At 70.1% G+C, this 12,634-nt stretch carries 11 protein-coding genes and 1 pseudogene; 7 read left to right on the forward strand and 5 right to left on the reverse strand.

The window, feature by feature from the left end; translation table 11 throughout:
- Both HG543_RS05080 and HG543_RS05085 read left to right on the forward strand, forming a co-directional pair.
- A pseudogene (locus HG543_RS05080) lies at window positions 1–221 on the forward strand (hypothetical protein); the annotation flags it as partial.
- A gap of 16 nt (window positions 222–237) precedes the next feature.
- Window positions 238–1,041, forward strand: coding sequence for a VTT domain-containing protein (locus tag HG543_RS05085; protein ID WP_169343535.1), 804 nt, complete (start codon window positions 238–240; stop codon window positions 1,039–1,041).
- A gap of 29 nt (window positions 1,042–1,070) precedes the next feature.
- On the opposite strand, the gene HG543_RS05090 is transcribed toward HG543_RS05085, so the two are convergent.
- Window positions 1,071–1,529 (reverse strand): VOC family protein, encoded by a 459-nt coding sequence (locus tag HG543_RS05090; RefSeq protein ID WP_169343536.1) that lies wholly within the window; start codon window positions 1,527–1,529, stop codon window positions 1,071–1,073.
- 124 nt (window positions 1,530–1,653) lie between these two features.
- On the reverse strand, window positions 1,654–2,883 hold the full coding sequence (locus tag HG543_RS55005; protein ID WP_169343537.1) for a DUF3592 domain-containing protein: 1,230 nt from the start codon (window positions 2,881–2,883) through the stop codon (window positions 1,654–1,656).
- A gap of 124 nt (window positions 2,884–3,007) precedes the next feature.
- On the opposite strand from HG543_RS55005, the gene HG543_RS05100 reads away from it, so the two are divergent.
- Together HG543_RS05100 and HG543_RS05105 are read left to right on the forward strand one after the other, a co-directional pair.
- Window positions 3,008–5,455, forward strand: a complete 2,448-nt coding sequence (locus HG543_RS05100; protein WP_246356767.1) for a patatin-like phospholipase family protein — start codon at window positions 3,008–3,010, stop codon at window positions 5,453–5,455.
- Between the two features lie 82 nt (window positions 5,456–5,537).
- Complete coding sequence (locus tag HG543_RS05105) at window positions 5,538–7,313, forward strand: sensor histidine kinase (RefSeq protein ID WP_169343538.1); 1,776 nt, start codon at window positions 5,538–5,540, stop codon at window positions 7,311–7,313.
- 15 nt (window positions 7,314–7,328) lie between these two features.
- Here the strand turns inward: HG543_RS05105 and HG543_RS05110 are convergent, their stop codons facing one another.
- Entirely contained in the window at window positions 7,329–8,021 is a 693-nt protein-coding gene (locus HG543_RS05110; protein WP_169343539.1) for a RibD family protein, read from the reverse strand.
- 109 nt (window positions 8,022–8,130) lie between these two features.
- On the reverse strand, window positions 8,131–8,913 hold the full coding sequence (locus tag HG543_RS05115) for a glucose 1-dehydrogenase (protein WP_246356768.1): 783 nt from the start codon (window positions 8,911–8,913) through the stop codon (window positions 8,131–8,133).
- Between the two features lie 255 nt (window positions 8,914–9,168).
- Here HG543_RS05115 and HG543_RS05120 point away from each other — a divergent pair, with 255 nt between their 5' ends.
- Window positions 9,169–10,374 carry an MBL fold metallo-hydrolase gene (locus tag HG543_RS05120; protein ID WP_169343540.1) on the forward strand — a complete coding sequence of 402 codons (1,206 nt, stop codon included), beginning with the start codon at window positions 9,169–9,171 and terminating at the stop codon, window positions 10,372–10,374.
- A complete protein-coding gene (locus tag HG543_RS05125; protein ID WP_343073278.1) occupies window positions 10,371–10,841 on the forward strand; it encodes a cyclophilin-like fold protein in 471 nt (156 codons plus the stop codon). Before HG543_RS05120 ends, HG543_RS05125 begins: the two co-directional genes overlap by 4 nt.
- A gap of 41 nt (window positions 10,842–10,882) precedes the next feature.
- Here HG543_RS05125 and HG543_RS05130 read toward each other — a convergent pair whose 3' ends face one another.
- On the reverse strand, window positions 10,883–11,833 hold the full coding sequence (locus HG543_RS05130) for a LysR family transcriptional regulator (protein ID WP_169343541.1): 951 nt from the start codon (window positions 11,831–11,833) through the stop codon (window positions 10,883–10,885).
- Between the two features lie 242 nt (window positions 11,834–12,075).
- Here HG543_RS05130 and HG543_RS05135 point away from each other — a divergent pair, with 242 nt between their 5' ends.
- Window positions 12,076–12,483, forward strand: a complete 408-nt coding sequence (locus HG543_RS05135) for a DUF2255 family protein (protein ID WP_169343542.1) — start codon at window positions 12,076–12,078, stop codon at window positions 12,481–12,483.
- Window positions 12,484–12,634: the final 151 nt, after the last annotated feature.

Raw genomic sequence — 12,634 nt, forward strand, 5'->3', positions numbered from 1 at the left:
TGGGGGAGGCGACGGTGGGAGAGTACGGGGTCGCGCTGGTGAGCCGGGCGCTGGCGTTGATGGCGACGGACGCCCAGGAAGCGGCCTACGAGGCGGCTGGCCGGCAGGGGTACTTCGGATTGAAGGCCCTGACCCGGAGTTTTGACGAATCGCGCCCGGTTGATGCGTGGGCGCTGGATGGGCTGACCCGGGTGACTCCCGGACAGGCCCTCCGGAAGTGAACGGACGGGACAACGCGTGCAAGAACTCCTCACCAACCTGCTCGGCGACTCACAGGGCTTCTTCGCCTATGCCACCGTGTTCGGCATCCTGGTGGCCTGTGGTCTCGGCGTTCCGCTTCCCGAGGACATCTCGCTCATCCTCGGAGGCTTCCTCGCGCACAAGGGCGCGGCCAGCCTGCCCGTGATGATGGTGGTGGGCTTCGCCGGCATCCTCGTCGGTGACAGCCTCATCTTCCTCGCCGGCCGCCGGCTGGGCGCGAAGCTGGGCCGCGGCTCGGAGGGCGCCGGGGGCTTCTTCGCCCGCATCGTCACGCCCGAGAAACGCGCCAAGGTGGAAGGGCTCTTCGAGAAGCACGGGCAGAAGATTGTCTGCATCGCCCGCTTCATGCCGGGCGTGCGCGCGGTGACGTACTTCACCGCGGGCTCCGTGCGGATGTCCTACTGGAGCTTCATCTTCTGGGACGGCCTGGCCGCGCTGCTGTCCGCGCCCGTGTTCATCTGGCTCGGCTTCCACTTCGGTGGCGAGCTGGACATGCTCATCAGCAAGTTCAAGGAAGGCCAGTTCGTGGTCATGGGCGTGCTCGCCGTGGCCGCCGTCGGCTACTTCGTGTGGCGCCGGAAGCGCCAGCAGAAGCAGGCCCGGTACGCGAATGCCACGCACGTGCCCGCCATGGTGGAGCCGGTGGCCGTGGCCGCCCCCGTGCGCAACACCGTGACGGGCGTCGGCGAGCCCCTGTTCGACGTGAAGTCCCCGGCCGCCCCGGCTCCGGAGAAGGTCTCCGCCTCCTCCGAGTCCGTGCGCGGACTGCAGAAGACCTGAGGCTCGCGGGCCTCGCCGCGACGGGGGGCTCAGCGCCCCTCGTAGGCGCGCTCGAGGCCGGCGATGTCGATCTTCTTCATCCCCAGCATCGCCTGCACCACGCGCCCGGCCTTCGCCGGGTCCTTGTCTCCCATCAGGCGCATCAGGACCGAGGGGATGATCTGCCAGGACACCCCGAACCGGTCCTCCAGCCAGCCGCACGGCTTGTGCTTGCCGCCGCCCTCCGTGAGCCGGTCCCACAGCGCGTCCACCTCGGCCTGGGTCTCGCAGTTCACGAAGAGCGAGATGCCCTCCGAGAACTTGAACGTCGGCCCGCCGTTGTAGGCCAGGAATGGCTGCCCCTCGAGTTCGAAGGTGACCGACGTCGCCGCGCCGTTCGGTCCCCGTGCGACCGAGACGATGCGCGAGTTCTTGAACACCGACGTGTAGAGCTTCGCTGCCTCCTCCGCCTGGTCGTTGAACATCAGGAACGGGGTGATTTTCTGCATGGGGGCGCCCTCCGTGGGTCCGGCGACCTGGATTGGCGCCGGCCTTTGTCCCTATGTCGGAGCAGCGGATTTCGGCTCGACATGCCCCGCGTCTTTTTTGATGGGGGACTGGTGCCGCGGCGCGTCAGCCCTTGAAGCCGCCGAGGATGGACCAGAGCGCGAACCCGAGGATGGACACGCCGATGAGGATGAAGAGGCGGCTGAAGCCGGGGGTGTCCTGGCTCAGCACGGCGTTCCAGGGCTTGTCGGCGGGCACATAGGCGATGACCTGCTGGCCCGTGCTGTAGCGCCGGGCATGGATGGCCTCGGTCCCATCGACATTGAAGCGAGTGCCCTCGTGGGTGACGCCGTCGAGGACGAACTGGTAGCGGATGGCACCGTGCTCCACCTTCTGCTTCTGGTTCTTCTGCCCGGTCCTCTGCGTCTCCCAGGTCCTCGCCGAGGTGATGACCGCCGGGACGGAGCGCCATGCGAGGCTGTCTCGGGCCGCCAGCGTGACGTCGATGCCGTAGACGAGGAAGAAGAGCCCACCGGGGATGAGGACGAACGCGTAGGGGGGCACGCCCGAGAAGCGCCAGCGCCTGACGGCCTTCGCGGGCCTCGCGGCAGTGGCATCCGTGGGCGGCGGGTGCTTCACGGTGAGCGCCACCCGCGCGGTGCTTCCGCGTGAGCCCTGCCGCGCGAGCAGCGTGGCCAGCACGTGGGGATTGCTCACCTCGGCGAGCGGCACCTCCAGATGTCGCGAGGCCGCCTCCACGCGGAGCAGGGCCTGATGCTCCGAGAGCTCCAGGGCCACCTCGCGCACGTCCTGGAGCGGTATCCGCCGCGCCGTCTTCACTTCGCGCCGCAGGTCGAGGAACCGGGGGCCCAGCCACAGGACGCCGAAGCCCAGGCCGTGCTCACGCTCCTTCTGCTCCAGGGCCCGTTCGACCTGGGCCTCCAGCGGCGCACGGGCGAGCGCCTCTACCAGGAGGGCCTCCAAGGGCCACTCGCGGCCGAAGACCACCGCCTCGTCACCGAAGCGCAGCGTGAGGCTCCCGAGCGGAGCTCCCCGGGTGGCACCGGTGGGAGGCGCCAGCTCCACGGAGGTGAGGGCGCTCCACGGCCAGCGGCCGAAGCCGCGTCGCAGTCCCTCCGCGTCGAGCGTGGCGGTGCGATGCAGCGTTCGCGAGGGACGCAGCGCGAACCCGAGCACTCCCGCCACGAGCACCGCGCGCACCGAAGGGGGCAGCCCTCCCGTCACGGCCGCGAGCACTCCCGCCGCGAGCGCGAGGAACAGGCGCCGGAGGAACTGCTTCCGGAGCCAGTCGCGATCCCTCTGGAGCACGACGGGCGTGGTGGACGGGGCAATCACGAGGGGAAGTGTCGCATGGGCGGGTGTGTGACAGACAAGAGGGGGTGGGCGCGCGGTTCACTGGAGAGCGCACGGGGTGCCCCGGGGATTGATGGTGTCAGAGGGACCAGCAAGGCTGATGCGGATGACGAGCGCCAACCTCGCCGCGTGTGCTGTCCTCCTCACCGCCCTGCCGGTGCTGGGCCAGTCCCCCGTTGTCGATGTCGCGCCGGATGGCGGGACTCCCGACGCGGAGACCCGAAGCGTGTACATGGGCACGGAGTTCCCCGCCGATCACGTGGCGGACCCGGCCGCCGCGCGCGCGCTGACGGTCGCCACGGAGCAGAGCGCTCCGGCCCTCGTGGTCAGCGGCGGCATCAGCCTCGGTGCGTACCAGGCGGGGTTCACCTCCACGCTCGTGCGGTTCTGGAGCATCGCTCGCGCGAAGGGCGGGCCCGGGGCCGGCGACCCGACGCCGCGCGTGTGGACGGGGGCCTCGGCCGGCGCGGTGAATGCGCTGCTGGGGGGACTGGCCTCGTGCGACCCCGCCTTCGAGCAGGCCCGGTGGGCTCCCGAGGAGAGCCTGTTCTGGACCGTCTGGGTCCAGCAGCTCGACCTGGAGGAGCTGCTGCCCTGGGACGATGACGACCGGAGCAACCACCTCTTCAGCGCGCCCCACATGGAGCGGACGCTCGCGCTCATCCAGGCGCAGGCGGAGCAGCCGCGCTTCCGGCCGGACTGCTCGTTCGCCTTCGGCCTCACGGTGACGAACCTGCGCGGCCGGGACATTCCCTTCGGCTGGGGAGGCCCGGACTCCAAGGCGGAGCTGACGCGCGTCACCGAGAAGCTGGTCCTCCAGGTGATGACGCGGGCGGATGGGTCGCTCACCGCGCGCCTGCCCTTCACACGGGGCGCCTCGAGCGCGACGGTGCCGTACCTCGAGCTCGACCCGGAGGAGCGAATCCACTACCCGGCGCTCGGGGAGACTCCGGCGGACGACGCGGGCGGCCAGGAGGTCTCCCTCCAGAACCTGCTGCTCACCCCGCAGGCGTCGGGGGCCTTCCCGCTCGCGTTCCCTCCCGTCGCCGTCGACGTGTCGTTCTTCGACATGACCCGGTGGGAGCCGAAGCAGACGCTGAAGCTGGTGGACGGCGGCTTCCTCAACAACAACCCGGTGGACCTGGCGGTGCGGCTCGGGGCCCGGTGGGTGGGAGGGGAGGGCACGGGCTTCAATCGCTCGCGCTTCCCCGTGGTGTACCTGGACCAGGACGTCGTCGACTGGACGTGGAAGCCCTCCGAGACGCCGCGCGCGAGCCTCGGCCCGCTGGAGGAGACGTACTTCCAGCACGTGGGCCGGCTGATGCGGGCGGCGCAGGACAGCGTCGTGCTCGACACGCTGGAGCAGGACCCGAACCTGTCGGGCCGCATCAAGATTCCGCACCGCGGCTTCGTGCTCCCCTCGGAGTACCAGTTCGCGATGATGGGCTTCTTCGACCGGCGCTTCCGCCAGCACGACTTCTACCGTGGCATGCAGGACGCCATCCGCTTCCTGTCCACGCAGCTCACGTCGACGCGCGCCGTGGAGGACCTGGTGCCGCGCGTCCGCGGAGAGACGCTCGGGGCGCGGGAGCAGCGCATCCGCGAGGTGCTCGGCATCGCCTCCGAGGGCTTCCGGTGCGTGGCGGACGGGGCCTGCGAGGCCGCCGAGGATGGTGTCCAGCTGGGGAAGCTCCGCGCCGCCACGGAGGAACTGACGAAGACCGCGAGGGAGAGGGCGCTGAGACGTGATGGCGGGGTGAAGACGTCGGACGCCGCGGAGAAGAATCCCGGGCTGAAGCACGACGACGTGGATGACCTGCTCGCGGCGCTCGGGAAGGTGGGCTACGAGTACAGCGAGGGCGTCATGGGCGTGGCGAAGGCCACGGGCTCGCGCGGCGATCTGCGGCCGGTGCGCGTGCGCGTGGGCCGGGCCTTCCACGACCTGGTGTCGCGCCAGAAGAGCGGGCTGCGGATCGCGCTGCGTCCGGCGGGGGCGGCGTTCCTGGATGACTGGCTGACGTATACGCCGCCGCGTCAGGCGCTCACGGTCCACCTGAGCCGCCAGCGGGGACCGGGGCTGGGCTGGGAGATACCCCTGGCATTCACCGCCCACGAGGAGCGGCGGGAGGAGGGCGGGGTGTCGGACCGCAGCGAGTGGCGGTTCGGCGTCTCCGTGTCCGGGTTCGGCGTGCGGGACATGGACCAATTGGTGCCGAACGAGACGCGGATGCGGCTCGTCACGCTCGGGACATACGCGGATTTCGTCTCGGACATGGACGGCTTCGGCGGGACGTTCAAGTGGCTGCAGGGAGGCCCGTATGTGCGTCTACGGGCGGGCCTGGGCGCCTCTGGCAGCTACCTGAGAGACCCGGAGGAGTTCTCGTTCCTGCTCCCCGAGGCCCGGCTTGGCGTGGACGTGGCGGAGCTGGTGGGCCTGCGGCTGAGCGTGCCGCTGTACCTCGTGAAGAAGTCCGAGGACGGGTGGCACGACGGGACGCCCAAGATCTTCAAGGAGACAGGCCTGGGCGTGGAGATGTTGTTCACCTGGTGGTGAGGCCTGGGCGCTCCCGGCATTCCCGGGCATGTGCGGTTGCGGACGGATCCCCGCGTGACTACCTGCACCCCCAGGAGTCCGGATGAGCACCGAGCCCACCACCGAACCAACCCTGCCAGTGGACCCCGGGCTCGCCGAGCACCAGGGAATGTGGGCGGACGCGCTGCGGGCCGTGGCCCAGGGGTGGCGGTTCCGGGCGAAGGCGGGGCGCCTGGGAGAACACTCCCTCGTCGGGGTCCTTCACCTGGCCTCCCTGTTCGAGAACGCGGCGAGCCTCCTGGATGCGCGAGGTGGCACGGCGGGGGGAAGTCCCCGCGTGACCGACGGCGGAGCCATCGAGGAGGAGCTTCGCCAGAGCGAGGAACGCTTCCGGCTGCTCGTGGACAGCGTGCTCGACTACGGCATCTTCATCCTCGACCCGGAGGGCCGGGTCTCCACCTGGAATGCCGGCGCCGAGCGCATCAAGGGGTGGCGGGCCGAGGAAATCATCGGCCGTCCGTTCACGCTCTTCTACACGCCCGAAGCGCTGGCCCGGGCGCATCCGCAGGAGGAGCTGAAGATTGCCACCCGCGAGGGGCGCTACCACGAGGAGGGCTGGCGCATCCGGAAGGACGGTTCCCGGTTCTGGGCGGATGTGACCATCACCGCGCTCCGCGACGCCACCGGAAGGCTCCGGGGTTTCGCCAAGGTGACCCGGGACCTCACGGAGCGCAAACGCTCGGAGGAGGCCCTCGACGCGCAGCGGGAGAACTTCGAGCTGCTCGTCCAGAGTGTGCGGGACTACGCCATCTTCATGCTCGACCCGGAGGGGCGGATCGTCAGCTGGAACGAGGGCGCCAGGAGGCTCAAGGGCTACGAGGCGCCGGAAATCATCGGCCAGCACTTCTCTCGCTTCTACATGGAGGAAGACCGGAAGCGGGGCCACCCCGCGGAGGAGCTGGAGATTGCCATCCGCGAGGGGCGCTACCGCGAGGAGGGCTGGCGCATCCGCAAGGACGGCTCCCGGTTCTGGGCGGATGTGACCATCACCGCCCTGTTCAAGGACGGAGTGCTGAAGGGCTTCGCGAAGGTGACGCGAGACCTCACGGACCGGATGAAGCAGGAGCAGGCGCTTCAGCAGGCGAACCTCGACCTGGAACGGCGGGTTCAGGAACGCACCGCCGAGCTGCAGGTGGTGAACGCCGAGCTGGAGTCGTTCAGTTACTCGGTCTCGCATGACCTCCGCGCACCGCTTCGGGCCATCTCCGGTTTCAGCAGGGTCCTGCTGGAGGACTACAGCGCTGGGCAGCCGCTGGACGAGGAGGGACTGCGGTACCTGGAGCGGATCAGCGCTGGCGGTCAGCGCATGGCCGACCTCATCGACGACCTGCTCAAGCTCTCACGGGTGACCCGCGCGCCGTGCCGGCGCGTGCCGGTGGACCTCGCGGACCTTGCCCGAGAGGTGGTCGAGGGCTTGAGCCGGCAGACGCCGGAGCGAGCCGTGAGGGTCACCCTCACGCCCACGGCGCGGGCGCTGGGGGACCCCCATCTGCTTCGGCAGGTGCTCGAGAACCTGCTCGGCAACGCCTGGAAGTTCACGGGCCGGACGCCGGACCCGAGCATCGAGTTCGGGACCCAGGAGAAGAACGGCGAGCGTCTGTTCTTCGTCCGGGACAATGGCGCCGGCTTCGACATGGCCCACGCGGGCAAGCTCTTCACGGCCTTCCACCGGCTGCACGAGGCCAGCGACTTCGAGGGGACGGGCATCGGGCTCGCCACGGTCCAGCGCATCATCCACCGCCATGGCGGCAGGATCTGGGCCGAGAGCCAACCGGGGCAGGGCGCCACCTTCTGGTTCACGGTGGCGCCTCACGCATAGTTGGAGGGGAAGGGCTCAGCGCTTCACGCGGTAGCGCACCCAGAGCATGTCGGCCTTGCGCTTGCGCATGGAGATGAGCTCCAGCGGGCGCGCGACGGCGCGTCCTTCCTTCGCGTCGAACAGTGACGGAGTGCCGATGCCACCGTCGGCGACGGGCGCAATCACCAGACTCAGCTCGTCGATGAGGTCCGCGGCCAGGAAGGAGCCGTTGATCTTCCCGCCGCCTTCCAGCAGCAGCTTCTGGATGCCGAATTCCCGGGCGAGCTTCTGGAGCACCCGCTTGAGGTTCAGCGTCTTGCTGCCGCCGAACAGATAGGAGACGCCCCGCTCCTGGAGGAAGGCGAGGTAGTCGTCGGAGACCTCCTCGGTCAGCACGGTGATGACGTGCTCCTCGTCGATGGAGTTCGACTTCCAGGTGAGCTTGCCAGACGGGTCGAGCGCGATGGCGTAGGACTCGGCGTCGCGCTTCGCGATGAAGTCCTTCCGGGGAATGGGCTCCGAGGACTTGCGCTTCGGGACCTTGGACTTCCCGGCGTAGGGCTCCATGGAGACCCGGCCGATGATCCACGCGTCCGCGCCGAAGGTCTTCGCCGTGCGCTCGTACTCGGCCGAGGCCTCGTCTTGCAGGTTCCAGGGCTTCGTCACGATGCGCCCGTCGATCGAGGGCACCATGTGACAGATCACGTACGGCCGTGCCGCTTTTTCCATCGCTCGTCTCCTGTGCAAACCCGATGACGCCCTGGACCATGGCACAGGCGCCTCTCGGGCGTGAGGAATGAACACTCCGTTCGACCTGGCTGCCGAGGGCGCGGTGGCCTCAGTGCGCGGTGAAACCCCCGTCGACCGGCAGGCCGACGCCGACCACGAAGCTCGCGCCCGGGCTGCACAGCCACAGCACGGCGGCCGCGATCTCGTCGGCCAGACCGAGCCGCCCAATCGGCTGCTGCTTCATGATTTCGGCCATCGCGCCCGATTGGCCCTTCAGCATGGTCTGCACCATGGGCGTGTCGATGGTGCCGGGGCAGACCGCGTTGATGCGGATGCCGCGCGGCGCATACTCGACGCCCGCGCTCTTGGTCATGCCGAGGACGGCGTGTTTGGTGCCGTGGTACGCCGCGCGCTGGGGCAGGCCGACCAGTCCCCCCAGCGACGAGCAGTTGACGATGGCGCCCGATCCTTGCGCACGCATGATGCGCAGCTCGTGCTTCATGCACGCCCAGACGCCGAACTGGTTGACCGCCGTCACGCGGTGGAAGCTCTCGGCAAGCTCGTCCGCGGCGTCGCTCGGCGGCACCTGGATGCCGGCGTTGTTGAACGCCATGTCGAGCCGGCCGTATTCAGCGACCGCTCGGTCGACCGCGGCCGCGACCTGCGCCTCGTCGGTGACGTCGCAGCGCACGCCGAGCGCGATGCCGCCCTCCTCGACGATTCTCGCCGCCTCCTTGGCTGCAAGCTCTCCGTCGCGGTCGGCCAACACCACGGCCGCGCCGCTCCGTGCAAAGGCGCGGGCCGTGGCGAGCCCCAGTCCCATTGCGGCACCCGTCACCAGGGCCACCTGGCCCTTGAAGTCGTAGGTCGGATTCATTGTCTCGCTCTTCATCTGCGGTACCTCCGGGGCGCACTGCTCTTCCGTTGCGGAGAACATGCACGCCGCCACGGCGACGAACCAGTCGTCGTCCGGTGTACGGGCTGTACAGCGCGGCTTTTCAATGCGTCGTGAGCGGCACTGTGAACCCTCCCTTAACAGCCTGTGTCTTCCGTGCCGCCTTGTGTCCGGGCCGCCCCCTGGGTACTCCTCTCGTTCCCCTGGCCGTCCGGACGCGCGCGACGGCGGGCAGGGGTAGGAGCGCTGGGCATGTCCGCTACGCAAAGAACGTCATTCCTTCGCAGACTGAGCCTGCGCCTGGGACTCCCACTCGTCGGAGTGCTGGCCCTCGTGGCGGGCGGGCTCGTCCTGTCCACCGGGTGTCTCGCCACGCTGGGCGGAACGCCCGACCCGGCACGGCTCGTCGGGCTCGCCCTCCAGTCGCGCTACGCGGACGGGCGCTTCGCGAACCTCGAGGCGCCGTCTCCGCCATGGACCGGCGAGCGCCCTTCGCTCGTGGACGTCTTCTTCCGCGGCGAGCGCCGTCGGCCTCTGGCGGAACTGCCCCTCGCGGAGCCCGGCGCGACGTGGGGCGAGCCGCCGAATGACGGCGCCCGCGTGACATGGCTCGGCCACTCCACGCTGCTCATCGAGGTGGACGGGGCACGCGTACTCACCGACCCCATCTGGTCCGCTCGCGCCTCGCCGTCCTCGCTCGTCGGGCCGGTCCGCTTCCACCCGCCGCCCGTGCCCCTGGCCGCGCTGCCGAAGCTGGACGCAGTCGTCATCTCGCACGACCACTACGACCACCTGGACATGGACACGGTCCAGGCGCTCGCGAAGACGGGCGTGCGCTTCTTCGTCCCCCTGGGCGTCGCCGACCACCTGCGGTCGTGGGACGTCCCGGATGCGCAGGTCGTGGAGCTCGACTGGTGGGGCGAGGCGCCCGTCACGCGCGACGTGTCCCTCGTGGCCACGCCCTCGCGGCATTACTCGGGTCGGACGACGGGCAGGCGGGACACCACGCTGTGGGCGTCCTGGGTCGTCCGCGGCGCGCGCCACCGCGTCTTCTTCAGTGGCGACAGCGGGCCGACGCCCCAGTTCGAGGACATCGGCCGGCGCCTCGGTCCCTTCGACCTGGTGGCGCTCGAAATTGGTGCGTTCCATCCCGCCTGGGGAGACATCCACCTGGGCCCGGACAACGCGCTGGAGGCGCACCGGATGCTGGGGGGCGGGCCGCTGCTGCCCATCCACTGGGCCACCTTCAACCTGGCGGTGCACCCGTGGGACGAGCCCGTCGAGCGCCTCGTGCGCCTCGCGGCGCAGCGAGGCGTGCACGTCCTGATGCCGATGCTCGGGGCACCGCTGGTCATCGAAGAGGGCGCGCGCCTGGCCCCGTGGTGGCGGAGCCTCGGTGCCTCGCGTGCTGCGTCCATCCGGGAGGGGCGCCCCGGCGTCATGGAGGCGCAGCGGTGAAGCCACGGAGGACGGCGAAGCCCCGGGCGCGCTCCAGCGCCTTCGTCCTGCTCGCGCTCGCGCTGGCGACGGCCCCGGCCCACGCGCAGCGGCCCTCACCCCAGGAGAGCAAGCCCATGAAGATTCGACTGACCCTTGGCGAGAGGGTCCTCACGGCCACGCTGCGCGACAATGCCACCGCGCGCGACTTCGCGGCCCTGCTGCCGCTGACCCTCACGCTCACCGACTACGCGACGACGGAGAAGGTCAGCGACCTGCCGCGCAGGCTGTCGACGAAGGGCGCACCCGCGGGCGTCACCCCCAAGGCCGGGGACATCGCCTACTACGCGCCCTGGGGGAACCTCGCCCTGTTCCACAAGGACTTCCGCTTCTCGGAGGGGCTCGTCACGCTCGGCTCGCTCGACGGAGACGTCGAGGCGCTCAGGCAGCCCGGCCCGCTGACGGCGACGCTCGAGCGCGCGGAGTAGGGACGGTGATGCGCAACGGCGAGGCACCACGACCGCCAGCCTCAGTCGCGCCCGCCGTTCGCGCGGCGGCCCCGCTTCACGGCGCGGGGCTGCCGCGCGCCGCGCAGGTGCTCGACGAAGGCCTTCAGCGCGGGCGTGGCCTGCCTGCGCTGCGGGTAGTACAGGTAGAAGCCGGGGAACGACGTGGAGAACTCCTCCAGCACCGGCACGAGCTCGCCGCGCGCCATGGCCTCGCGCGCCTGGCTCTCGTAGAGCATGGCGAGCCCGACTCCGGCGCGGGCGAGACGGGTGATGAGGACCGGGTCGGTGGTGAGGACGCGCTCGGGGACGGCCACCGTGAACTCGTGCCCGCCGTGGGCTCCCGGCTCCGTGAACTCCCAGCGGTAGGACGGCGCGTCGGGCGTCGGGTGCCAGTTGATGCACGCGTGCTGGACGAGGTCACGCGGGTGCGTCGGCTTCGGGTGCCGGTCGAAGTACGAGGGGGCGCCCACTACCACGAGGCGGACGTCCCCGGAGACGGGGACGGCGACCATGTCGCGGTCGATGACCTCTCCGAGCCGCAGGCCCGCGTCGTAGCCGCTCGCGACGATATCGGGGATGCCGTCGCTCACCGCGAGCTCGAGCCGGACGAGCGGGTTGGCGGCGAGGAAGCCCGAGAGCAACTGGTCGTCGAGGAAGGACTCGGCGCCCACCGACACGACGATGCGGAGCGTGCCGCGCGGCTGCTCGCTGAGCTCACCCACCGACGCGATCGCCGCCCGGACCTCCTCCAGCGCCGGCCGGACGGAGGCATATAGCCGCTCGCCTGCCTCGGTGGGGTGCACGCTCCGCGTGGTGCGACGCAGGAGCACGACCCCGAGCTGCTCCTCGAGGCGTCGCAGCGTCTGGCTCACTGCGGAGGCCGTGACCCCGAGCCGCGTGCCCGCCGCGCGGAAGCCGCCGGCTTCGATGACGGCGACGAACACCGCCATTGCATTCAGGTCATCGGCCATGTCGGGGGGATGCTGGGAGGGGCAGAGGGAGGGGTCAAGCAGCTCGCCCTCATCCCGTTCACTCTTTCGCAGGAGGGGCCGTGGCCGCTCACCCCCTCGCACGGTCGCACCCGATTGTGCAGGACGCCTTCATGGGCCGTTGACGCCGCGGTGGCTGGTCCCCGGCGGGGGCGACGCCTACTCATTGGCCCAGAGAGATGCGTGGCACTGGCCCCGCGCTCCATCGGGAAAGGGAGTCACCCATGTCCACCTGGCCGACTGAAGAACTGCGCAGAATCGCCGACGCTGATGACCTCCACATCGCCCCCTTCCGGGAGGACGGAAGGACGTACGGCACCCCGACGTGGATCTGGTCCGTCCGGGTGGGGGACGCGCTCTACGTCCGCGCCTACTACGGACAGGCCTCGCGCTGGTACCAGGCCGCGAAGCGGGAGCAAGCCGGGCGCATCCATGCGGCCGGTCTCGTCAAGGAGGTCACCTTCGAGCCCGTGGACGGCGCCATCAATGACGCCGTCGATGCCGCCTACCGCGCGAAATACGGAGACAGCCCCTACCTCGGCGCCATGGTCAGTGACCGCGCACGGTCCGCGACGGTGAAGGTCCTTCCTCGAGTCGCCGACGGAACGCCGAGCGCCCAGAGGGCGAGTTGAGCGGACCGTCAGCTCAGAGGGCGCTTCGACTGAGCCTCGTGGCGTTGAAGCGGTAGTGGCTCTCGAAAGGAGCTGAAGTGTGGTCGAGGGGTGGAAGTTCTCGGCGTGGGAGCAGGCGGAACCGCGACACCCGTGACCTCGGCTGTGGCGC

The organism is Pyxidicoccus fallax, from assembly GCF_012933655.1.
In the GTDB taxonomy this organism is placed as follows: domain Bacteria; phylum Myxococcota; class Myxococcia; order Myxococcales; family Myxococcaceae; genus Myxococcus; species Myxococcus fallax.